Annotated in this window: 22 protein-coding genes; 13 read left to right on the top strand and 9 right to left on the bottom strand. The window is 71.7% G+C overall.

The window, feature by feature from the left end:
* Positions 1-78: 78 nt before the first annotated feature.
* Positions 79-1,137 (top strand): hypothetical protein, encoded by a 1,059-nt coding sequence (locus LCH29_RS03485; protein ID WP_446460181.1) that lies wholly within the window; start codon positions 79-81, stop codon positions 1,135-1,137.
* Positions 1,138-1,204: 67 nt separating this feature from the next.
* On the opposite strand, the gene LCH29_RS03480 is transcribed toward LCH29_RS03485, so the two are convergent.
* Complete coding sequence (locus LCH29_RS03480) at positions 1,205-3,220, bottom strand: spermidine synthase (protein WP_446460180.1); 2,016 nt, start codon at positions 3,218-3,220, stop codon at positions 1,205-1,207.
* Positions 3,221-3,444: 224 nt separating this feature from the next.
* On the opposite strand from LCH29_RS03480, the gene LCH29_RS03475 reads away from it, so the two are divergent.
* Positions 3,445-3,768, top strand: a complete 324-nt coding sequence (locus LCH29_RS03475) for a plasmid stabilization protein (RefSeq protein ID WP_446460179.1) — start codon at positions 3,445-3,447, stop codon at positions 3,766-3,768.
* Positions 3,769-3,802: 34 nt separating this feature from the next.
* Here LCH29_RS03475 and LCH29_RS03470 read toward each other — a convergent pair whose 3' ends face one another.
* A complete protein-coding gene (locus LCH29_RS03470) occupies positions 3,803-4,582 on the bottom strand; it encodes an SDR family oxidoreductase (protein WP_446460178.1) in 780 nt (259 codons plus the stop codon).
* A gap of 281 nt (positions 4,583-4,863) precedes the next feature.
* Between LCH29_RS03470 and LCH29_RS03465 the strand changes: the two genes are divergently transcribed.
* The 3 genes from LCH29_RS03465 (at position 4,864) to LCH29_RS03455 (ending at position 7,850) form a co-directional block, all read left to right on the top strand.
* Positions 4,864-5,862 (top strand): dihydroxyacetone kinase subunit DhaK, encoded by a 999-nt coding sequence (locus LCH29_RS03465; protein WP_446460177.1) that lies wholly within the window; start codon positions 4,864-4,866, stop codon positions 5,860-5,862.
* Between the two features lie 37 nt (positions 5,863-5,899).
* Complete coding sequence (gene dhaL, locus LCH29_RS03460; protein WP_446460176.1) at positions 5,900-6,610, top strand: dihydroxyacetone kinase subunit DhaL; 711 nt, start codon at positions 5,900-5,902, stop codon at positions 6,608-6,610.
* A 169-nt stretch (positions 6,611-6,779) separates the two neighbouring features.
* A complete protein-coding gene (locus LCH29_RS03455; protein WP_446460175.1) occupies positions 6,780-7,850 on the top strand; it encodes an acyltransferase family protein in 1,071 nt (356 codons plus the stop codon).
* Between the two features lie 25 nt (positions 7,851-7,875).
* On the opposite strand, the gene LCH29_RS03450 is transcribed toward LCH29_RS03455, so the two are convergent.
* Both LCH29_RS03450 and LCH29_RS03445 read right to left on the bottom strand, forming a co-directional pair.
* Positions 7,876-8,244, bottom strand: coding sequence for a hypothetical protein (locus LCH29_RS03450; protein ID WP_446460174.1), 369 nt, complete (start codon positions 8,242-8,244; stop codon positions 7,876-7,878).
* An 88-nt stretch (positions 8,245-8,332) separates the two neighbouring features.
* Positions 8,333-8,581: a hypothetical protein gene (locus LCH29_RS03445; protein WP_446460173.1), complete on the bottom strand. Its 249-nt coding sequence runs from the start codon at positions 8,579-8,581 to the stop codon at positions 8,333-8,335.
* Between the two features lie 232 nt (positions 8,582-8,813).
* Between LCH29_RS03445 and LCH29_RS03440 the strand changes: the two genes are divergently transcribed.
* On the top strand, positions 8,814-9,968 hold the full coding sequence (locus tag LCH29_RS03440) for a S1 family peptidase (protein WP_446460172.1): 1,155 nt from the start codon (positions 8,814-8,816) through the stop codon (positions 9,966-9,968).
* 102 nt (positions 9,969-10,070) lie between these two features.
* Here LCH29_RS03440 and LCH29_RS03435 read toward each other — a convergent pair whose 3' ends face one another.
* From LCH29_RS03435 to LCH29_RS03420, 4 genes are read right to left on the bottom strand one after another with little or no spacing between them, the layout of a single operon-like run.
* Entirely contained in the window at positions 10,071-12,176 is a 2,106-nt protein-coding gene (locus tag LCH29_RS03435; RefSeq protein ID WP_446460171.1) for a xanthine dehydrogenase family protein molybdopterin-binding subunit, read from the bottom strand.
* On the bottom strand, positions 12,173-13,168 hold the full coding sequence (locus tag LCH29_RS03430; protein ID WP_446460170.1) for an FAD binding domain-containing protein: 996 nt from the start codon (positions 13,166-13,168) through the stop codon (positions 12,173-12,175). The genes LCH29_RS03435 and LCH29_RS03430 overlap by 4 nt, the downstream gene beginning before the upstream one ends.
* Complete coding sequence (locus LCH29_RS03425) at positions 13,165-13,788, bottom strand: 2Fe-2S iron-sulfur cluster-binding protein (protein ID WP_446460169.1); 624 nt, start codon at positions 13,786-13,788, stop codon at positions 13,165-13,167. Before LCH29_RS03425 ends, LCH29_RS03430 begins: the two co-directional genes overlap by 4 nt.
* 31 nt (positions 13,789-13,819) lie before the next feature.
* Positions 13,820-14,875, bottom strand: coding sequence for an NAD(+)/NADH kinase (locus LCH29_RS03420; protein WP_446460168.1), 1,056 nt, complete (start codon positions 14,873-14,875; stop codon positions 13,820-13,822).
* Between the two features lie 135 nt (positions 14,876-15,010).
* On the opposite strand from LCH29_RS03420, the gene LCH29_RS03415 reads away from it, so the two are divergent.
* Together LCH29_RS03415 and LCH29_RS03410 are read left to right on the top strand one after the other, a co-directional pair.
* Positions 15,011-16,345, top strand: a complete 1,335-nt coding sequence (locus LCH29_RS03415; RefSeq protein WP_446460167.1) for a radical SAM protein — start codon at positions 15,011-15,013, stop codon at positions 16,343-16,345.
* The gene (locus LCH29_RS03410; protein ID WP_446460166.1) at positions 16,342-16,860 is read left to right on the top strand and encodes a GNAT family N-acetyltransferase; all 519 of its coding nucleotides are present in this window, start codon (positions 16,342-16,344) and stop codon (positions 16,858-16,860) included. The genes LCH29_RS03415 and LCH29_RS03410 overlap by 4 nt, the downstream gene beginning before the upstream one ends.
* A gap of 21 nt (positions 16,861-16,881) precedes the next feature.
* Here the strand turns inward: LCH29_RS03410 and LCH29_RS03405 are convergent, their stop codons facing one another.
* On the bottom strand, positions 16,882-18,912 hold the full coding sequence (locus LCH29_RS03405) for an amino acid transporter (RefSeq protein ID WP_446460165.1): 2,031 nt from the start codon (positions 18,910-18,912) through the stop codon (positions 16,882-16,884).
* 118 nt (positions 18,913-19,030) lie between these two features.
* Here LCH29_RS03405 and LCH29_RS03400 point away from each other — a divergent pair, with 118 nt between their 5' ends.
* From LCH29_RS03400 to LCH29_RS03380, 5 genes are all read left to right on the top strand, one after another.
* Positions 19,031-19,648: a hypothetical protein gene (locus tag LCH29_RS03400; protein WP_446460164.1), complete on the top strand. Its 618-nt coding sequence runs from the start codon at positions 19,031-19,033 to the stop codon at positions 19,646-19,648.
* Between the two features lie 195 nt (positions 19,649-19,843).
* Complete coding sequence (locus LCH29_RS03395) at positions 19,844-20,896, top strand: cation diffusion facilitator family transporter (protein ID WP_446460163.1); 1,053 nt, start codon at positions 19,844-19,846, stop codon at positions 20,894-20,896.
* Positions 20,897-20,974: 78 nt separating this feature from the next.
* Complete coding sequence (locus LCH29_RS03390) at positions 20,975-21,220, top strand: hypothetical protein (protein ID WP_123099031.1); 246 nt, start codon at positions 20,975-20,977, stop codon at positions 21,218-21,220.
* Between the two features lie 100 nt (positions 21,221-21,320).
* On the top strand, positions 21,321-21,986 hold the full coding sequence (locus LCH29_RS03385) for an HAD family hydrolase (protein ID WP_446460162.1): 666 nt from the start codon (positions 21,321-21,323) through the stop codon (positions 21,984-21,986).
* Between the two features lie 24 nt (positions 21,987-22,010).
* Positions 22,011-22,559: a cysteine hydrolase family protein gene (locus tag LCH29_RS03380; RefSeq protein WP_446460161.1), complete on the top strand. Its 549-nt coding sequence runs from the start codon at positions 22,011-22,013 to the stop codon at positions 22,557-22,559.
* Positions 22,560-22,609 lie beyond the last annotated feature (50 nt).

Below are 22,609 nucleotides of genomic sequence, written 5' to 3'. Positions count from 1 at the left end.
CCGCTCCGTTTACTGTCCCTCCGGCCGGAAAGCCGCAAGGGACGGGGAAAGACCATCGGACCGCAGACGGAGGGGAACGTGGCGCACACCACACCAGGTCAGGGCACGGACGCCGAGCGGATCCGGGAGAACACCAGAGGGCAGGGCACCCCGCCGACCCGGCGGGGTGTGCTCTCGGTGACGGCGGCGGCCGGTCTCGGTCTGCTCGCCGGATGCGGCGAGCAGAACACCGAGTGGGCCAAGCAGTCCAGGAGCCCCACGCCCTCCAAGGACGGCAAGACCGCCGCCGCGGGCTCCGACAACAAGGCCGGCCGCTCCCCGTCACCGCGGCCGACGAAGCGACGGCCCGAACTCCCGCGCGGAGGCCGCGATCTGTCCCGGTACCGCCTGGTGGGGTACTGCGGACTGCCCGGCGCCGCCGCACTCGGCCGGCTCGGTACCGGTGACCTGAACCAGCGGGTCAAGGAGATCGAGAAGACCGCGCGCGACTACGCCGCCGACCGGGAGCCACTGCCGGTCCTCGAACTGCTCGCGACCGTCACCAACAGCTCCGCGGGATCGGACGGCACCTATCGCACCCGGGTCCCGGACGACACCATCCGCCGTTTCCACGACGCGGCCCGGCGCCATGAGGCGCTGCTGCTGCTCAACATCCAGCCCGGCCGGGCATCGGCGCTGGACGAGGTCAAGGCGCTGCGCAAGTGGCTCGTCAAGCCCGACGTGGGCATAGCGCTGGACCCCGAGTGGGACATGGGCCCGGGAGAGGTGCCGGGCGACACCTACGGCCACACCAGCGGACAGGAGCTGACCGACGTGGCGCGCTATCTGTCCGGGATCGTGGAGGAACACGATCTGCCGGAGAAGCCGCTCGTGTTCCACCAGGTGGCGGTGTCCGTGGTCCGCGACCAGTCCGCGCTGCGCCAGCAGCCCGGCGTCGTCATGATCAAGAGCGCGGACGGCATCGGCTCGCCGGGCATGAAGCGGGACACCTGGCGGCAGCTGGTCAGGGACCAGCCGGAGGGGCTGCGCACCGGCTTCAAGCTGTTCTACGAGGAGGACGCCGAGACCAGCCGGCTGATGACCCCGAAGGAGGTGCTGGCCCTGCGGCCGCGCCCGGAGTACGTCATGTTCGAGTGACACCCATGAGGCCGCCCCCGGTCCGAGAGATCGGGGGCGGCCTCATGGCGCCCGACGGCGACACCGGTCAGGTGCGGGGCGCGGTGGCCACGGTGATCGGCTCGTGTTCGGCGCGCTCGCCCGCACCGGGCCGGGCGAAGCGCATCAGGACGCAGGCGCCCGCGTACAGCACCGCCACCACGAGCAGCAGGGCCTGGTAGCCGGTGACCAGCGCGAGGTATTCGAGGGTGCCGCCGACCAGCGAGCCGAGCAGGTTGGCGCCGAAGGCCGCCGTGGGGTCGGAGGCCACGGCCAGCCGGTCGGAGAAGATGAGGTTGGCGCAGAAGATGGGGGCGAAGGCCAGCGCGATCGCGGCGGCGAGACGCCCCGCGAAGGGCAGCCCGAGCACCAGATGGGCCGGAATGAGCCAGGAGACGGCCAGGGTCGCGAACAGCAGGAGCTGGAGCGCCACCTGGTTGAGCTTGCGGATCCGGCGCCGTACCTCGACCGCGGACAGGACGGCCAGCAGGACACCGGCGAAGACCATGGCGTTGACCAGCCAGGTGGTGCCGAAGTACAGCGCGAAGCCGATCACGTTCTTGGTTTCGAGCAGCATGAACGCGGCGCCGAGCAGGAACATGTCCGCGTAACCGAAGGTCCGCCGCAGCCGTACCCCGGTCAGCCGCACCGACGCCAGGGTCACCAGCAGGATCGCGCCCAGCACGCCGAGGTAGAAGGTGGGGATGGTGCGGTGCAGCAGGTACGGGAACGGGTGGTCGTCGCTCGCCGCCTTCGGCACCGGCCCGGACGCCTTCCACGTGGCGTCGCAGGACTGGGCGGCCGGGGTGGTGCCCGCGACGAGGATCGCGGCCCTCTTGTTGCCGTAGTGGGTGATGCAGGGCGCGTGCCCGAAGACGGAGGTGAGGGTGCCGGCGAAGCGGTCGATGAGCCAGTTCTGCCGGTAGTAGTTGTACATGGCGAACGCGCCGCCGGGGGCGAGATGGCGATGGGCCGCCTCGAACGCCTGCCGGGTGAACAGGTAGCTCTCCAGGCGCAGGTTGCTGGCCCCGGACACCAGGGTCAGGGAGTCCGGCAGCGCGAGGACGATCAGGTCGTAGCGGGCGTCGGTCTGCTCCAGGAAGGCCCGCCCGTCGTTGATGTGGACGTGCACCCGGGGGTCGTCGTACGGCCGGGCCGGGTGCAGGGACGCGCCGATCTCCTGGAGCCTCGGGTCGATCTCCACGGCGTCCACGCGCCGGGCCCCGTGGGCGAGGGCGAGGGCGACGTCGTTGCCGTTGCCCGCGCCGATGACCAGCACCCGGCGGTGGGAGTTGCGCGGGGTCTCGCGGTAGGGCTGGTCGTACGGTGAACCGGGCTTCGTCAGTGCCTTCAGCGGGGCGATGGACTGATGCGGAACACCGTTGGCGGCGATGTTGTAGTCGCGGGCGGCCGAGGGCGACTTCTTGACCTCGATCTTGTAGTACGGGGACCAGGAGATGCCGGTGGCCGCCGACTCCAGCGCCAGCACCGCCACCATCACGGCCAGCGGAATCGCGGACCGGAGGATGTTGCGCCGCCCGACCAGGACCAGCATCGCCAGCGCCGCGAGCACACCCCACACCACCGACGGGGCGCGCAGCCAGGACAGCAGCGCGAAGGACACCGAGCCGGTGAGCGAGCCGAGCAGGTCGAAGCGGTACGCCTCCAGCGACGGCAGCCGCCGGAACTGGTCGGCCGTCATCTTGCCGATCGCCATCATGATGAGCGCCGTCAGCCCGAACAGCACGGGCAGGGTGACCCACTGCGGCAGGCCGGTGGTCTTCACGGCGGTGAAGTAGATGACCTCGCCGCTGCTCTGCCGCACCTGGACGGGAAACTCCCGGACCAGGACGACCAGGACCGCCAGCGGGAGGGGCGCCCAGCGGGTGAGCCACTGCCCGCGGCCGGCGGGGAGGAGGAATCCGAGGCCGATTCCGAGGAACGAGCCCAGGAGGATGAAGTTCGAGAAATAGCTCAGATGGACGATATTGGCGCCGGTCCACCGGATCAGCGCCAGCTCGACGAAGAGCATGGTGGCGCTGGCCAGCAGCAGCCTCGCGCGCACGTTTTGCGGTCCAGGGCTGTGCTCCATGTCGGCCCACGCTGTCATCAGAGGCGGGGCAGGTCGAGCACCAGCAGGGCGGTCCGACCGCCCCCGGAGCACATCTCACCTGATGGGCCCAATCGCTCGCGCACGGCGGCAGCAGCGCTGTTGCGGACCGGGTGTCCGGAGCGAAAATGGTGGTGCTTGTCTCTGTTGTGCGTGTCTCCGGAGAGAAGGTGCACACCATGCCCAGGGGATCGAGCCCGAAGCGGGAGAGACAGTACGAACACATCAAGGAGAGCGCGAAGGAGCGCGGCGCGAGTGCGCGCCGGGCAGAGGAGATGGCAGCCCGGACGGTGAACAAGGAGCGCGCCCGCTCCGGGGAGGCCCGTCAGGCGAGCCGTATCTCCACCGAGGACATGTCGCCCTCGCGGCGCGGCGGCAAGCGGTCGCACAGCGGGGCGCAGGGCCCCACGCGGGACCAGCTCTACGCCGAGGCCAAGCGCCGGAACATCGAGGGCCGGTCCCAGATGAACAAGTCCCAGCTGAAGAAGGCCCTGGGGAAGTAGCCCCGGGAAACACCGGCCCGGGAACACCGATCCGTCAGTGTTCCTGGGCCGTGGGGCGCACCAGGATCTCGTTGACGGCCGCGTGCGCGGGCTGGGTGACCATGAAGCCGATGCAGCGGGCCACGTCCTCGGCGTGCAGCCAGTCCTGCCGTGGCATCCCGGCGGCGACGGCCCCGGTCGTGGGGTTGTCGGTCATCTCGGTGGTGGTCATGCCGGGCTCGACCAGCCCCACCCGTACGGAGCGCCCGGTCACCTCCTGGCGCAGCGCCTCGCTGAACGCGCCGACCGCGTGCTTGGTCGCCGAGTAGATGCTGTTGCGCGGCCGCGCGACCCGGCCCGCGACCGAGCTGAGGGACACCAGGTCGGCGACCCCGCGCGGGCCCTCCGCCGCCGCGCGCAGCAGATGCGGCAGCGCCTGCTGCGAGGTGTGGAGGACGGCCTTGAGGTTGAGGTCGACCATGCGCTCCCAGTTCTCGGGGTCGCCCTCCTCGACCCCGGCGACCGCCACGAACCCCACGCTGTTCACCAGCACGTCCAGCCGCCCGAACCGCTCGGCCGCCTCGTCGGCGCAAGCCCGCGCCTGGGCCGCGTCCCGCAGGTCGGCGGTCAGCGGCACACAGGCGCGGCCCAGGTCCCGGATTCCGGAGGCCAGCTCCTCCAGCCGGTCGGTACGGCGGGCGACCAGCGCAAGGTCGGCCCCCTGCCGGGCCAGGAGGCGGGCGGTGGCCGCCCCGATCCCGCTGGACGCGCCGGTCACCAGCGCCACGCAACCGGCGAGCGGCGCGCCGCCGTGGCCGGTGTTCGGATCCGTCACCTGTACTCCCTGGTGCTGCGAGTGCTGTCCAGGGGCTCGGGTACCCGCTCCGCGGCCGTCGATCGCCCGGCCGCCGCTCCCGTACCTCCTTCGGCGGTGGCCGGCCCCGCCCAGCGGATGGTCGGAGACGCCGGCGGGCCCGCCCAGGTGGCCGCCCGTCGCCCGACCGGCCCATGCGTGTAGGCCGTTCGGGGTCGGTCGGCGCGCCCGGTCCACGGGTCGCGGCGGACCATCGAAGCCAGTGTCCCTGTCCGCCCCACTCCTCCAGGGAAGCCGCGACCATGCCGCTGTACTTCGCCGACTCGTCCGAATCACTGGTGCCGGACGCGCACGCCGGTTTCGCCACCGCCCACGCCGCCCTCGTGGAGCACCATCCCGGCCACGGGTACTTCCGCTCCCGCGTCACCTCGCCCACCCGCCGGGTCGGGCTGGTCTCGGGCGGCGGGTCCGGCCATGAACCACTGCACGCCGGATTCGTCGGCGCCGGGATGCTGGACGCCGCGTGTCCCGGGCGGATCTTCGCCTCGCCGCACAACCGGCAGATCTTCGAGGCCAGCCGCGCCGTCGCCGGGGACGACGGCGTGCTGCATCTGGTGAAGAACTACACCGGCGACCGCATCAACTTCGGCATCGCCGCCGAGCGCCTCCATCACGAGGGAATCCGCTGCGAGCGGGTGCTGATCGACGACGACCTCGCCACCGACTCCGACGAGATCGCCGTCGGCCGCCGCGGCACCGGCGCCACCCTGCTCGTGGAGAAGATCCTCGGCGCCGCCGCGGACGAGGGGCGCGGCCTGGACGAGCTGGTGGCGCTCGGTGTCGATCTGACCCGCCGCTCCCGCAGCCTCGCCGTCGCGTCGGCCGCGCACACCACCCCGGCCTCCGGGACCCCGGCGTTCGACCTGCCCGAGGACGTGCTGGAGTTCGGCGTCGGCATCCACGGTGAGCGCGCCGACAAGACGGTGCCGCACGCGCCGCTCAGCAAGCTGGTCGAGACCATGACGGACCGGCTGCTGGCCGCCCTCCCCCATGGCCCGCGGCCCCGGGTACTCGCGCTGGTCAACGGGCTGGGGTCGGTCACCTCGCTGGAGCTGTACGGGATCCACCACATCCTCGCCAAAGCCCTCGACGCCCGGGGCACCGCCCTCGACCGGTCGCTGACCGGCACCTTCGTCAGCGCCCTCGACATGCGTGGCTTCTCGCTGACCCTGCTCGCCACCGACGACGAGGCCCTGCGGCTGTGGGACGCCCCCGCCCGCACCCCGGCCTGGCCCCTGTGACCCCGCCCGCCCTGAGCCCCGAGGAGCCTCCGCAGCCATGTCCGTGAACCACGCCCCGCGCACCCTGACCCGCGCCACCGTCACCGCCTGGCTGATGCGCTTCGGCGCCACCGTACGGTCCGTCGAGCCCGAGCTGACCGCCCTCGACCAGCAGGCGGGCGACGGTGACTTCGGCGCCAACCTCGCCACCGGGATGGACGGGGTGCGCCGCGCCCTGGAGAGCCTGTCCGCCACCCCGACGGTCGGCGAGGACACCGCGGCGACACCGCTCGCCGCGGCCGCCGGGGTCTTCCTCGACGAGGTCGGCGGCACCAGCGGCCCACTGTTCGGCCTGCTCTTCCAGGAGCTGGCCGACGCGGTCGCCGCGGCCGCCCCCACCCCGCCCGGCACCGGCGAACTGGCCGCCGGGATCGCCGCCGGGACGGCCGCGATCCAGCGGGTCGGCGAGGCCGAGGTCGGCGACAAGACCATGATCGACGCCCTTCTCCCGGCCGCGAAGGCGCTCGCCGACTGCCCGCCGACCGCCGACCCGTCCCGCTCGCTGCGGCTCGCGGCGGTGGCCGCCCACCGCGGCGCCCGGGCCACCGCCTATCTGCGCGCCCGGCGCGGGCGGGCCAGCTACACCGGGGACCACGCGGTCGGCGTCCCCGACCCGGGTGCCCTGGCGGTGGCGCTGCTGTTCGCCTCCGCCGATGGTGAACTGACCACCGTTAGCAAACTTCCGGAGCATCGGGGCGCAGAATACTGAGGCTTTAGGAATGTTCATCGAATTCGGACGGTTCCGCGCGGAAGCGGTGTCTTTTGCCACTACCGTGACTGGTCATGAGCGGGGCCACGTCGGGCAGGCGAAAAGGAAACCTCGCTGGCTCGATCGAAGGTGACCGGGAGAAGCAGTGCACCAGGACACCCCCACCCGTGTGACAAACCCGCCAGTTCCCGCGGAACGACCGGCACGGGGTGAGGGCGCGGCCCAAGGCAAGGCCCGCGACGCTTACTTCGACAACGCGAAGTACCTCACCATCGTCCTCGTGGCCTGTGGCCACGCATGGGAACCACTGACGTACGGCAGCCGGGCCTCCATGGCGGTCTACCTCCTGGTGTATGCGTTCCACATGCCCGCCTTCGCGCTGATATCGGGCTACTTCTCGCGCACCTTCGACATGGCGCCCAAACGGCTCCAGCGGCTGGTCACCGGGGTGGTCGTGCCGTACGTCGTCTTCGAGGTCGCGTACACCCTCTTCTCCCGCTGGGCGCAGGACAACCCGGACGAGCCGTTCAGCCTGCTCGACCCGTGGTACGTGATGTGGTTCCTGGTCGCGCTGTTCATCTGGCGGATCACCACCCCGCTGTGGCTGGCGCTGCGCCATCCGGTACCGGTCGCGCTGGCCGTGGCCGTGCTCGGCTCGCTCTCGCCGGAGACCGGCGGCGATCTCTCGCTCCAGCGGACCCTGGCGTTCCTGCCGTTCTTCGTGCTCGGACTCACCCTCCGCCAGGAGCACTTCGCCCGGCTGCGCACCTGGCGGGCGCGGTGGATCGCGCTGCCGGTCGCACTCGTGGCGCTGGCCACGGCGTACGTGGTGGCGCCGTGGTTCAACTCGGAGTGGTTCTACCACCGCAAGAGCGTCGCGGCCCTGGACGGCGTACCGGAGTGGGCCGGACTGCTGTCCACGCCCGTCCTCTTCGTGGGGGCGCTGGTGCTGACGGCCTGCTTCCTGGCTTGGGTGCCGGGGCGGCGCACCTGGTTCACGGTGCTCGGCGCGGGGACGATGTACGGCTATCTGCTGCACGGCTTCATCATCAAGGCGTCCCGCTTCGGCCGGTGGTACGACTACCCGTGGCTGCACACGCCGCTCGGCGAGCTGACGGTGACCGCCGCGGCCGTCGCCATGATCACGGTGCTGTGCACGGCGCCGGTGCGGCGGGCCCTCCGCGGAGTGGTCGAGCCGCGCATGGAGTGGGCGTTCCGGCGCGCCGGGAACACGAAGTAGCGAGCCCTACGGGAAGTAAGCAGCCCTAGCGGCTCTCCAGCCGCAGGTGCAGTTCACGCTCCTGGTCACCGGCCGCCCGGCCCTCGTCCCGTACGGCGAAGGCGGTGGCCAGGGCGTCGCGCAGCTGTTCCACCTGGCGGGGGCCGCCCTGGAGATCGGCGGTGAGGGGCGCTCCCAGGGGGGTGGGAGCGGGCTCCTGCCGCGCCCCGGACACCTCGAAGGTCGCGCTCCACACCGTGGGGTGTCCCTCGGCCTCCTCCCGCGGCGGGGCGTCGGAGGCCGGGCCGGAGGGGTAGCAGGCGTGGAGCACGCCGAACACGGCGTCGGCGTCCTCCCTGGAGTGTCCGCTGAGGGCCACCACGACCTGCGCGGCGGACCGTTCCGGAATGGCCATCGTGAACACCGTCCTCGTCGTCCTCATCTAGCGGTCAGCGGGGGCATCGGTATCCCGGCCCGAGTACCCGGCCGTGCCGGATCAATCGTCATCCGGAGGGCTCATCCGGCACCGGCTGCTCGGGGTGCACACCTCCGCTGTGTGGCTTTCCGCGCCGACGGGTGCCGGGTTCGTCCAGGTCGGGGACGTCCTCCGGGTGGTGGGGCGGGTCGGTCCGCGGTGTGTCGCCGTCGATGTCCAGGGGGTCAGGGCCGCCCTGCGCCTGCTGGTCGGGCAGGTCCCTGGGGATGGCGGGGCTGTGCTCCCCGGGGGCCTCCGGCAGCTTGTCCTCACTCACGATGCGCTCCTCTCTCGTAGGCGGGTCCCGTGGACGGAAAGGGACACAGAACGGCCGGTACCCCGCACACGGACACCGATGCAGACGTTGTCGCCCCTCGTCCCAGGTGTGAGACCTGTCACCGCACGGCCGTGAAATTGGTGTGAACACAACCGGCGCCCCATGCGTACCCACTGCCGTAGCGAACCCGTCCCCCGCGTACGACCCCGTGCGCCCCACAGGAGGTCACAAGTTGAGCCGGAGTCACAAGCGCGCCCCCAAGACAAAGATCATCATTGGGGCTGCCGCGGCTGCCGCCGTCGTGGGTGCCGCCATTGTGCTGCCCAACGCCAATGCCTCGCAGGACAAGAAGTCCGAGGCCATCGATGCCAAGCCCAAGGCGTTCAACTCCGATTCCGCCTCGGACGCGATCGCGCAGCTGGCGTCGAGCCTGGGCGAGGCGTTCGGCGGTGCCTGGTACGACAAGGACCAGCAGCAGGTCATCGTCAATGTCATCGGCGACAACAACAACGTCGAGGTCGCCGCGGTCAAGAGCGCCGGGGCCGTCCCCAAGGCCGCCAAGAACAGCATGAAGTCGCTGATGGCCGCCGAGGCGACGCTCAAGAAGAAGGCCACCATGGCGGGCACCGCCTGGGCCATCAACCCCAAGACCAACAAGCTCCAGGTCACGGCGGACAGCACCGTCAAGGGCGCGAAGTGGGACACCCTCGAGTCCACCGTGAAGTCGCTGGGTGCGGACATGGCCAGCGTCAAGCGTTCCGCGGGCACGTTCAAGACCTTCGCCGAGGGCGGTGACGCCATCTTCGGCGGCGGTTCGCGCTGCTCCCTCGGCTTCAACGTCACCACCGAGAGCGGCGACCCCGGCTTCCTGACCGCCGGCCACTGCGGTGTCGCGGCCAAGGAGTGGTCGGAGACCCAGGACGGCGCCCCGGTCGCCACGGTCCAGGACGCCACCTTCCCGGGCACCGGCGACTTCGCGCTCGCCACGTACGACGACGCCGCCACCGAAGCCCCGAGCACGGTGAACACCGGCGACGGCAACAAGGTGAACATCACCGAGGCGGCCGAGGCGTCGGTGGGCCAGGAAGTCCAGCGCATGGGCAGCACCACCGGGCTGAACGGCGGCTCGGTGACCGGGCTGAACGCGACCGTCAACTACGCGGAGGGCTCGGTCAGCGGGCTCATCCAGACCGACGTCTGCGCCGAGCCGGGCGACAGCGGCGGCGCCCTCTTCACCGAGGGCGGCCAGGCCATCGGCCTGACCTCCGGTGGCAGTGGCGACTGCACCTCGGGCGGTGAGACGTTCTTCCAGCCGGTGACCACCGCGCTGGAGGCGGTCGGCGCCACGATCGGCGACGGCGGAGCCGGTGGCGGTGCGGCCCAGTAAGGTCACGCCGTCGAGCGTTTGCCCCTCACGCTCCGGGTGTCCCGCGCCGTTACCGCGGGACACCCGGGCGGGGCCATTTCGGGCCCCGCTCATTGTGGCAGGTCAGCGCTTCAGACCCGTGCGCACCCGCTCCAGGGTGATGGGCAGGTCGCGCACCCGTACTCCCGTCGCGTGATGGACGGCGTTGGCGATGGCCGCGGCCGCCCCGACGATGCCCAGCTCTCCGACGCCCTTGGCGCCGATCGGGCTGAGCTGGTCGTCCTCCTCCTCGATCCAGTGCGCCTCGACATCGCGCACATCGGCGTGTGCCGCCACGTGGTAACTGGCCAGGTCGTGGTTGGCGAAGTCGCCGAAGTTGGGGTCGAGTTCGAGGTTCTCGTACAGCGCCGTCGACAGCCCCATGCACATGCCGCCGCGCAGCTGCGAGCGGGCCGTACGGGCGTTGATGATGCGCCCGGCGGCGAACATCCCCAGCATCCGGTCGACCCGTACCTGCCCGGTGTCCGCGTCCACCCGCACCTCCGCGAACTGGGCGCCGAAGGCGTGGCGCGCGAGGTCCTTCCGCGCCCGGACGTCCTCGGTGGTGTCCGCGTGGGCCTCCAGTCCGCCGGGCGGGACCTGGCCCGCCACCTCGTCGAGCCGCTTGGCCAGCGCCCGGCACCCCTTGCTCACCGCCCACCCCCATGAGCTGGTGCCCATGGAGCCACCGGCGAACGGGGCCGAGCCGTAAGCGCTGCGGCCGATCTCCAGGGTGACCCGGTCCAGGGCCACGCCGAGTTCGTCCGCGGCCACCTGGGTCAGCGCGGTACGGGCGCCGGTGCCGATGTCGACCGCGGCGATCCGTACCGTGAAGCTCCCGTCCGGTTCCGCGCGGGCGGTCGCGGAGGCGGGCCAGGTGATGGCGGGATAGTTGCCCGCCGCGACGCCGGTGCCCACCAGCCACCGCCCCTCGCGGCGGCTCCCGGGCCGGGGGTCGCGCCCCGCCCAGCCGAACCGGGCCGCGCCCTCGCGCAGACAGGCGACCAGATTGCGGCTGCTGAAGGGGTTCCCCGACTCGGGGTCCACGGACGGTTCGTTGACCACCCTCAGCTCGATGGGGTCCATGTCCAGCGCGTACGCCAGCTCGTCCATCGCGCTCTCCAGCGCGAACATCCCCGGCGCCTCGCCGGGCGCCCGCATCCACGACGGCGTGGGCACATCCAGCTGCGAGAGGCGGTGGATGGTGCGGCGGTGGGGCGCCGCGTACATGATGCGGGTGGCGGCGACCGTCTGCTCGCAGTACGGGGTGAGCCGGGAGCTCTGCTGGAGCGCGTTGTGCGAGATCGCGGTGAGCTGCCCGTCGCGTTCGGCGCCCAGCCGGACGCGCTGCACGGTGGGGGTCCGGTACGAGACCATGGTGAACATCTGCTGCCGGGTCACCGCCACCTTCACCGGGCGGCCGACGGCGCGCGCGGCCAGCGCGGCGAGCACCGTGGGCGGCCGGGGCACCGCCTTGGAGCCGAAGCCACCGCCCACGTGGTCCGCCACGATCCGCACCGCGCCCTCGGGGAGCCCGAACAGGGCGGCGAGCGTGTTCGCCGTCATCCAGGGCCCCTGGTCGCCGTTGTAGAGGGTCAGCGTGTCGCCGTCCCACACGGCGATGGTGGCGTGCGGCTCCATGGCGCTGGTGTGCTCGGGCGGTGTGGTGTACGTGGCATCGATGGTGACCGGCGCCGTGGCCAGGGCGGTGTCCACGTCGCCGGTCTCCGCGCGGCCCGGGTAGCCGGCGTTGACCGTGTCGGGGACGAAGATGTTCGGATCGCCGTCGCGCAGTGAGACCTCGTACGCCTCCTCCTCGTAGGTGACGCGCAGCGCGGCCGCGGCCTGACACGCCGTCTCGTAGGTGTCCGCGACCACGGCCGCCACGATCTGCCCGCGGTAGGCGATGTCGGCGGACTGGAGGACGGACAGCTCCGGGTCGTCGGTCGGGTGCAGCCGCGGCACACCGCCGCTGCCGCTGTCCAGGACGGCGACGACCCCGGGGAGGGCCAAGGCGGCATCGGCACCGACGGAACGCACCCGGCCACGGGCGATGGTGGACTGCACGGCCACCCCGTACAGGGCGTCCGGTACGGGGTACTCGTACGCGTAGAGCGCGGTGCCGGTGACCTTGTCGTGGCCCTCGATCCGGGTCACCTCGGCGCCCACGGCGCGTTCCAGTGTGGTCATCGCCCCTCCCCTGCCACGAGGTCGCGCACGGTGGCCGTGATGAGGTCCACGGCGAGGCCGATCTTGAAGGCGTTGTGCGGCAGCGGGCGTGCCGAGGCGAATTCGGCAAGGGCCGCGGTCCGCAGCGCGTCCTCGGTCGGCCGCTGCCCGGCCAAGAGCTGCTCGGCCTTGTGCGCGCGCCACGGCTTGGGCGCCACTCCGCCGAGCGCGAGCCGGATCTCCCGCAGCGCTCCCCTGCCGTCGGTGGCGGCCACGGCGGCGAGGGACACCACGGCGAACGCGTACGACCAGCGGTCGCGCACCTTGCGGTAGTGCGTGGCGCCGGGCGGGGGCGGGGGCAGTTCGACGCCGGTGATGAGGTCGCCGGGCTGGAGCACCGTCTCCCGGTGCGGGGTGTCGCCGGGCAGCAGGTAGAAGTCGGCGAGCGGCACGGTGCGGGCGGTGCCGTCGACGCGCCGCAGATGGACGACGGCGTCGAGCGCGGCCAGGGCCACCGCCATGTCGGAGGGGTTGGTGGCCACGCAGGCGTCGGAGGTACCGATGACGGCGAGGTCGCGGTGGCTGCCCTGGATGGCCGAGCAACCCGTGCCCGGGGACCGCTTGTTGCAGGGCTTGGTGACGTCCTGGAAGTACACGCAGCGGGTCCGCTGGAGCAGATTGCCACCGGTGGTCGCGCGGTTCCTCAGCTGCCCGGAGGCCCCGGCCAGCAGCGCCTGCGCGAGGGCCGGGAAGCGTGTCCGGATACCGCGGTCGCCGGAGAGTTCGCTGCCCGGCACCAGGGCCCCGATGAGCACCCCGCCGTCCGCGCGGTGCTCGATGCGGTCGTACGGCAGTCCGGTGATGTCGACGAGCAGGGCGGGCTCGGTGACGCCGAGCTTCATCAGGTCGACCAGATTGGTTCCCCCGGCCAGGTACACCGCTTCGGTGGAGTCCGCGACGAGGGAGGCGGCGGCCTCGGGGCGGGTGGCGCGCTCAAAGGCGAAGGGCTTCATCGCACACCTCCCCGGACCGGTACGCCCGGCACGCCTTGGCCGTTCGCCCCGGCGGTCTCGCGGATGGCGTCCACGATGCCCCGGTAGGCGGCGCAGCGGCACAGGTTGCCGCTCATCCGCTCCCGGATCTCGTCGTCGTCCAGGGCGTCGGGCGCGCGGACCCCGGCGGCCACGTCCTCCGTGACGTGGCTGGGCCAGCCGCGGGCCGCCTCGGCGAGCGCGCCGATGGCGGAGCAGATCTGGCCCGGGGTGCAGTAGCCGCACTGGAAGCCGTCGTGTTCCAGGAACGCCCGCTGGAGCGGGTGCAGATCGCCGGTGGCGGCGAGGTCCGCGACGCCCTCGATGGTGGTGATGTCGTGCCCGGCCGCGGTCACGGCGAACACCAGGCAGCTGTTCACCCGTTCGCCGTCGATCAGGACGGTGCAGGCGCCGCACTGGCCGTGGTCGCAGCCCTTCTTGGTGCCGGTCAGCGCGAGGTGTTCGCGCAGGGCGTCCAGCAGGGTCACCCGGTTGTCGAGGGTGAGGGGCCGGTCGGTGCCGTTGACACGCAGCGTGAGATCGGTGTGAAACCTCTGAGCTGTCACAACCCTCACCATGGCACCGGGTTCAGGGCCCCGCATCTTCAAGGCCCCGCATCTTCCGTAGGGGCCTTCAGGGCGCGTCCTGCGGCGGGGGCAGCCGCAGATGGGCGAGGTCGTCGGGGACCGGGCTGCTCGGCCGGTAGAACGGCGGGGCCTGGTCGGCGGCGGGCGAGTCGGCGAGCCGGAAGCGGTCGCGCAGCCGGTGGTAGAACTCGGTGGGCCGCATCCGTACCAGCCGCAGCCGGGCCGGGGCCCGGTACGCCGCCACCCAGTCGCCCGGGTCCAGCACCCCGCGACGCTGCCCGTCGATGGAGACGGCCACCCGCCCGGAGTGCGGCAGCACCCGGATCGCGACGGCCTCGTCCACCGCGGCCACCACGGTGCGGTCGAAGGCGATGTGCGGGGCGACGGGGGTGAAGACGACCGCGTCCATGTGCGGGGAGACGACCGGGCCGCCCGCGGCGAAGCTGTAGGCGGTGGAGCCGGTGGGGGTGGCCACGATGATGGCGTCGGCCGAGTACGAGGCGAGCAACTGCCCGGCCACGTAGACCGCCAGTCCGGCCTGGCGGTCGCGGGCCAGCTTTTCGAACACCACGTCGTTGAGGGCGGTGACGTCCAGCGCGACGCCCCAGCCGAGCTCTTCGGGGCTGCCGGGCCGGATCTTCGGCGCGGGCAGCACCGGCCCGCGTCCGTACCGCAGCAGCGCGTCCATCCCGGCGGGCATGTCCAGCGGCCGCGACGCCCGGAGCGTGAGCATCATGCGCTCCTCGACGGTGGTGCGGCCCGCCTGCACGGCGTCCAGGGCCGTCCGTACGTCGTCGGGGGTGATCTCGGTGAGGAAGCCGACCCGGCCCACGTTCACGCCCAGCGCCGCGGCGCCGTTCCTGGCGGCGATCCGGGCCCCGCGCAGGAACGTGCCGTCACCACCGAAGGTGACGATCAGATCGGGATGCCCGGCCGCCGCGGACTCCTCCTGCGCGCTGCGCCGCGGATGATCCCCGCGCCATACGTCGATCTCGGTGCAGGAGATGTCCCGCGCGGCGGCCCAGGCATGCGCGGCGCGGGCCGCCGCGACGGCGGCGGGGCGGGCCTGGTGGACGACCAGGCCGAGCCGGTTGACAGGCATCCTTCTCCCCACCGTAGAGCGCCCCGGCGCGCGGCGCCCGGCCGCGGGCGGGCCACGCGGCTGATCTAGGGTGGCGGGGATGACGGAGCTGCGGGGGAGCCGACGAGTCTCATCGAATCAGGGATGGTGCAGCAGATGACGAGCCCGAACCGTACCGCGCTGGTCGAGGAGCTGATGGGGCGCTTCCCGCAGGTGCCGCCGGAGGCGGTGATCAAGGAGGACCTGCTGCGCGGCGGCATGGCCTTCGACGACTCCGCGCTCAGCGGCGGCGACGACGGGGACGTCAAGCCGAAGTCGTACTTCATCTTCTCCTTCGACCACCGCACCCTTCCCGAGCTGGGCGCGGCCGCGCTCAACCGGCCGCCGGAGGAGATCGTGCTCACCGGCGGGCCGTACGGGATGCGGCGCACCGTGGTGTCGGTGCGCGTCAACCCGGACTCGCCGTACCGGGTCCGGGCCGGGGAGGACGGCGCGCTGGGCCTGTATCTGGACGGGGCCCGGATCGCGGACGTCGGCCTGCCGCCGATGCCGGACTACTACCGGCACACGCTGTCGAACGGCAAGTCGGTGATGGAGGTCGCCCCGACCATCCAGTGGGGCTACCTGGTCTATCTGACGGTGTTCCGGGTGTGCCAGTACTTCGGTGCCAAGGAGGAGTGCCAGTACTGCGACATCAACCACAACTGGCGCCAGCACAAGGCGGCGGGCCGCCCGTACACCGGGGTCAAGCCGGTCGAGGAGGTGCTGGAGGCGCTGGAGATCATCGACCGTCATGACACCGCCGGCGCCTCGAAGGCGTACACCCTCACCGGCGGCTCGATCACCTCGCAGGTCGGCGGCCGCGACGAGGCCGACTTCTACGGCCACTACGCGAAGGCCATCGAGGAGCGCTTCCCGGGCCGCTGGATCGGCAAGGTGGTGGCGCAGGCGCTGCCGCGCGACGACGTCCAGCGGTTCCACGACTACGGCATCAGCATCTACCACCCCAACTTCGAGGTGTGGGACCGGCGGCTGTTCGAGCTGTACTGCCCGGGCAAGGAGCGCTACGTCGGCCGGGACGAGTGGCACCGGCGGATCCTGGACTCGACCGAGGTGTTCGGCGCCCGCAATGTGATCCCCAACTTCGTGGCGGGCGTGGAGATGGCCGAACCGTTCGGCTTCACCAGCGTGGACGAGGCCATCGACTCGACCGCCGAGGGGCTGCGGTTCTTCATGTCCAACGGCGTCGTCCCCCGCTTCACCACCTGGTGCCCGGAGCCGACCACGCCGCTGGGCAAGGCCAATCCGCAGGGCGCGCCGCTGGAGTACCACATCCGGCTGCTGGAGACCTACCGGGCGACGCTGGAGGAATACGGCCTGACCTCGCCCCCGGGGTACGGCCCGGCCGGGCCCGGGCGGGCGGTGTTCTCGGTCAGCTCGTTCATGGACAGCCTGTCGGCCGACGAGCCCGTGGCCGCGGCGTCGGAGTGAGCCACCCCGATCGCGCGGCGGTCATCCCCACCGCGCGGCTGGAGCTGCGGCCGCTGCGGATCGAGCACGCCGCGGAGATGGCCGGGGTGCTGTCCGACCCCGGCCTGCACACCTTCATCGGCGGCGCCCCGCTGGACGCCACGGCCCTGCGCGCCCGCTACGAACGCCTGGTCGCGGGCTCGCCCGATCCGGAGGTGACCTGGTGCAACTGGGTGGCCCACGCCCGCGCCGAACGGTGCCTGGTGGGCACGGTCCAGGCCACCGTGAGCGGCCCCGCGGCCGACCGCACCGCCGAGGTCGCCTGGGTGGTGGGCACGCCGTGGCAGGGGCGGGGGTACGCCACGGAGGCGGCCCGGGCGCTGGTGGCGTGGCTATCGGGCGGTTCCGTGAACCAGGTCATCGCGCACCTCCACCCCGACCACCGGGCCTCGGCGGGCGTCGCTCGCACCGCCGGGCTCGCGCCCACCGGCCACCGGCAGGACGGCGAGGTCCGCTGGCGGGCGGTCGTGGTGTGAAAGGCCCGCGCGGGGCGCGGATCAGCCGACGTGGATGTGGGGGCGCCGGTCGCGGTCGGGTTCGGCCTCGCGGAGGACCTCGCGGGTGACGGGCGCCACCTCGCCCTGGCCGAAGAGGAAGAAGCGGAGGAAGTGGGCCAGGGGGTTGCCCTCGGTCCATTCGAAGTGGATGTGCGGCCGCTGACCGGCCTCGTCGCGCACCGCCAGCAGCATCGCGGCGAGCGCGTTGGCGACGGTGGCGCTCTCCATGGTGAGCACCCGGTAGCGGTCGTGCATCACCTTTCCGCGCACCCGCAGCTCGCTTTCGAACTCGGACGGGTCGGCGACGGTGACCTCGACGAAGATGATGTCGTCCTCGGGCGGGATGTCGTTGTCGGCCCGGATCTGCTGCTGCTTGTCGCGGTATTCGACCAGGTCACAGGCCTGCGGCTTATTGGCGATGAAGCGGATCTTGCGATGGGCGGTGTCGCGGATGAAGCGCTGGGCCATGTCGTCGAAGGTGACGCTGGTCACCCGCAGCTCGAAGGCGCGGGCCGCCCGGGACAGCAGGGACACCGCCATGATGCCGCCGATGAAGCAGGCGCCGATCTTGACGCCGTCGGGCCGCTCGATGACGTTGGCGGCCGTGGTGTAGAGGAAGACGACCGCGATGGTCCCGAAGCCGATGGTCCAGCCGCGCTGCCGGGCGCGCCGCGCGGCGATGGTGACGGCGATGGCGGCGGAGGTGATGAGGACGAGGACGCCGGTGGCGTACGCCCCGCCCTGGGCGTCCACATCGGCCTTGAACAGCCAGGTCACCAGGAACGCGATCAGGGTGAAGACGAGCACCATCGGCCGCACGGCGCGCGCCCAGTGGGGCGCCATGCCGTAGCGCGGAAGGTAGCGGGGCATGAGGTTGAGCAGTCCGGCCATGGCGGAGGCGCCCGCGAACCAGAGGATGGCGATGGTGGCGGCGTCGTAGACGCTGCCGAAGGCGGAGCCCAGGTACACGTGGGCGAGGTGGGCCAGGGCGCGCCCGTTGGCCACGCCGCCCGGCTGGAACGCGTGCTGCGGGATCAGCAGAGTGGTGATCAGGCTGGAGGTGATCAGAAACACGCTCATGATCACTGCCGCGGTGGTGAGCAGCTTCCGGGCGCCCTTGATACGGCCGGTGGGGCGCTCCTCGGTGTCGCCGGGCTTGCCCTCGATGTGCGGCATGACGGCGACACCGGTCTCGAACCCGGAGAGCCCGAGCGCCAGCTTGGGGAAGATCACCAGGGATACGGCGACCATGACCAGGGGGTTGCCGCGCTGGGCGGTGAGCGCGGCCGTCCAGTCGGTGATCACCTGCGGTGCGGTGAAGACGTGCCACAGCCCCACCGCCACCACCACGGCGTTGAGCAGCAGATAGGCGCCGACCAGGACGACGGCCAGCCCGATGGCCTCGGTGAAGCCCTTGAGGAAGACCGCGCCGAGGAGTCCGATGAGGACGAGGGTGATGGCCACCTCATGGCCGTGCAGCAGGTCGGTGAAGTGCGGGTTCTCCACCAGGTGGGCGGTGGCGTCGGCGGCCGAGAGGGTGATGGTGATCAGGAAGTCGGTCGCGGCGAAGCCGAGCAGGGTGAGGACGAAGAGCTTGCCCTTCCAGAACGTCAGCAGCCGCTCCAGCATCGCGACCGAACCCTGTCCGTGGGGGCTCTCGGCGGCCACCCGCCGGTAGACCGGCAGCGCGCCCACGAGGGTCACCACCACCAGCACGACCGTGGCCAGCGGGGAGAGCAGCCCGGCGGCCAGGGCGGCGATTCCGGGCTGATAGCCGAGGGTCGAGAAGTAGTCGAGGCCGGTCAGGCACATGACCCGCCACCACGGGCGGCCGTGGTGTGGGCTCTCCGGTTCGGCGTGCGGCCCGGGCTGCCGCTTGGCGATGTCGGTCAGGCCCTCCAGCAGCCAGGCGCGCAGCCGGTGCCGCGGTCCGCCCCGGGGGGCGGACCGGCGGTGAGGAGAGCCGGTCACGATGTGTGCTCCTGTCAGTGCGGCTCGGGGCGGCTCGATGCGGCGAAGAGTTCCAGCCATCGTGAGGCTGCCTGGCCAGCGTATGCGCAGCGGCCCGCGCGCACCGGTCGGCGGCACCCGGCCGGAGGCCGCGGCCATTCTCAGCGGACTCTCATTTTCGGCACCTACGGTCCGCCCCATGGACACCACCAAGACGGACCGACCGACCGACCGCACAGCGCAGCCCGCAGAAGCCGAAGAAGCAACGGCGGAGGGTGTCCCGAACGCTGTTTCCGAAAAGGAATCGCACACCGAGGCCCCCGCCGAGGAGACCGCCACGGACTCTTCCGCGGACCGCCTCGACGAGCCCGCGACCGCTCCGGCCGCCGCCCCGGCGGCCTCCTCCGGGGTGTTCTCCGGCGCGGCCGCGGTGGCCGCCGCGGGCCTGGGGCTCGCATCGCTCACCGGCACCTGGCTGGGCACCATGCTCCAGGAGCGTGAGCAGCTGACCGGGCAGATCAAGGCCCAGTCCGGAGCCGCCGCCAACCAGATCGAGGCGGTCTACGGCACGCCGTGGCACACCACGGCCTTCTTCAACGGGCTGTTCGGCCTCGCCGCCGTGGTCATCGCCGCCGTGGTGCTGCTGCGGCAGCGCACCGCCGCGTCGGCCTCGGGCACCACCTGGGTCTCGGCCGTGGCCTGGGGCGCGGTGGCGCTCGGCGTCATCGGCCTGCTGATCGCGGCCGTGATGGGGCTGGACGTGTTCACCCCGATGCCCAAGGTCCCGGCCAGCCCCGGTGGCGCGCCCACCGGCTGATCCGACCGACCGAGACAACCCGGCACGCCCCGAGGGAGTGATTCTCCCCGGGGCGTGCCGCGTTCCGGGCATGCACGAAGGCGGGCGCGAGCGCGGGCGCGAAGGCGGGCGTGACGCTTAGGACCGCCGTATCGGGACACCAGAGGGGACACAGACCAGTCGACGTTTACGGAGTCCCCCGATCGGAGTCCCACGATGAGCGAAACCGCGGCACGCACCCCCGGCCCCCGGCCCGGCGAGGACACCAGAACCGCGGTCACCGTGCTCGTCGCGCTCGGGGCCAACCTCGTCATCGCCCTCGCCAAGGCGATCGGCGGGGTCTTCACGGGCTCCCCCGCGCTGCTCTCGGAGGCCGCCCACTCGGTGGCCGACAGCCTCAACGAGGTGTTCCTGCTCGCCTCCCTCAAACGCAGCAAACGCGCCCCGGACGCCCAGCACCCCTTCGGCTACGGCAAGGAGCGCTACTTCTGGGCGCTGCTCGCCGCCGTCGGCATCTTCGTCATGGGCGGCTGCTTCTCGTTCTTCCAGGGCGCCGAGGCGCTGCACTCGGGCAGCTCGGAGGACCACACCGGCTATCTGGTCGGCCTCGCGGTTCTGGGGGTGGCCCTCGTCGCGGAGGGCTCCTCGCTGGTCCGCGCCCTGGTCCAGGTCCGGGGCAAGGCCCGGAAGGCGGGGCGCGGCATGTTCGCCGAGGTCCGCGCCGGGGACGACCCCACGCTGCGCACCGTGCTGGCCGAGGACTCCACCGCCTGCCTCGGCGTGGTGTTCGCCCTCCTCGGCATGTGGCTGCACATGCTCACCGGCGACGGGATGTACGAGGCGGTGGCGTCGTTCCTGATCGGGGCGCTGCTCGTCTACGTGGCCTACCGGCTGGCCAAGGAGTCGCGGGGGCGGCTGATCGGTGAGGCGATCGATCCGGCGCAGCGGCGGGAGATACGGCGCTTCCTCGACGAGCAGCCGGAGATCGACATGGTGACCACGCTGCTGACGATGCGGCTGGGCACCGAGTCCACGCTGGTCGCGGCCCGGATCGACCTTGTCGCCGGGCTCGACAGCGAAGAGGTCGAGGAGGTCCTGATGCGGGTCAAGGCCAAGATGACGGAGGTCTGGCCGCACGCCGACCAGATCTTCCTGGACGTCACGGACGCGTCCGCCAAGGACCGCGCCCGGGCCCGCCAGGACCTCCGGGCGCTCGACCGGGCCGTGGCCGCCGACGCGGGCACCGGCGCCGAGGGCGGCCGCCCGTGAGATTGGAGGTGCCCTTGATGGGTACTCGGGATCGGACCGGCCCGGAAGAGAGCTAATTGATGTTCGGAGGCAATACTCATGGGCTTGGGCGGTTGCATCCTCATGGTCGCGATCGGAGGCATCCTCACCTTCGCGACGGACTGGAACAGCAGTGGATTCAATGTGCATTTGGTGGGCCTGATCCTCATGGCCGTCGGCTTCATCGGCATGGCCGCGTACGTCAGTGTCTACAAGCGCCGCCGGATGATCCCGCCGACGGCCGCGACGCCCCCGGTGGTCGAGGATCCCGACCCGCACCACCACCGGCACCACTACGAGATCTGAGGCCAGCTCCAGATCTGAGGCCGGAAAACCCCCTGCCACACGAGGTGGCCCCCGCCACGGGTGGGGGCCACCTTCCCTTTCCCACCCCCGGGAGGTGACGATGGCCACCGTACGGAAGGCCGCGCTGTTCGACGTGGACGGCACGCTCGTGGACACCAACTACCTGCACACCGTGGCCTGGTGGGAGGCGTTCCGGCAGGCGGGGCACGCGGTGCCGATGCGGCAGATCCACCTCGCCATCGGCAGGAGTTCCGACCGGCTTCTCGACCATCTGCTGGGCGAGGACCGGGACCGGTCGCGGGACGGGACCATCAGCTCCGCGCACAAGACCCTGTACGCCACGTACTTCACCCGGCTGCCCGCCTTCGAAGGCGCCGGGGAGCTGCTGCGCGCGGTGGCGGCCCGCGGGCGTCATGTGGTGCTGGCCAGCTCCGCCGGTCAGGACGAACTGGCGGCCATGCGCGCGGCGATCGGTGCCGACGACATGACGCGCGACGCGCTCAGCTCGGACGACGTCGGCGAGGGCAAGCCCGCGCCGGACCTGGTCGAACGGGCCCTGGAGCGCGCCGGGGTGCCACCCGGGGACGCGGTCTTCGTCGGCGACAGCGTCTGGGACGTGGAAGCGTGCCGAGTGGCCGGGGTGCCCTGTGTGGCGCTGCTGTCCGGTGGCGTCCCCCGGGAGGCGCTGGCGGACGCCGGAGCTGCCGAGATCCGGGAGAGTCCGGCGGACCTGCTGGCCCACCTCGACGAAAGCCTGCTGGCCTGATCAACGCACCATTGGGGCACTGGCATGCACGACACCGCGCTCATCGTCATCGACATGATCAACACGTATGACCACGCGGACGCCGAATTGCTGCTCCCCTCCGTCCGCGAGACGCTGCCCGCGGTGCGGCGGCTGGTGACACGGGCCCGGGAGGCGGGGATCGAGGTCATCTACGTCAATGACAACTTCGGCCGCTGGCGCTCCCATCACGATGAACTCCTGGACACCGCGCTGCGGTCGCCGCACGCCGATCTGGTGGAGCCCATCAGGCCCGACGACGACTCCCTCTTCGTGGTCAAGGCCCGGCACTCGATCTTCTACCAGACACCGCTGGAGTATCTGCTGGGGCAGCACGGCATCAGCCGCATCATCCTGTGCGGTCAGGTCACCGAGCAGTGTGTGCTCTACTCCGCCCTCGACGCCCATATCCGCCATCTGACCGTGGCGGTGCCACACGACGCGGTGGCACACATCCACGGCGATCTGGCGGACGCCGCCCTGCGGATGATGGAGCGGAACATGAACGTCGAGATCTGCTCGACGGATGACGTGCGACTGAAGCAGGACTCTTGACATCGACCTGTTCGAAACTGTCAGAATCTGTTCCCTCAAGAGGAGTTGAC

It is taken from the genome of Streptomyces sp. BRA346 (assembly GCF_052851135.1).
The sequence above is the reverse complement of the archived record's forward strand: the minus strand, read 5'-3'. Positions and strand labels throughout refer to the sequence as shown.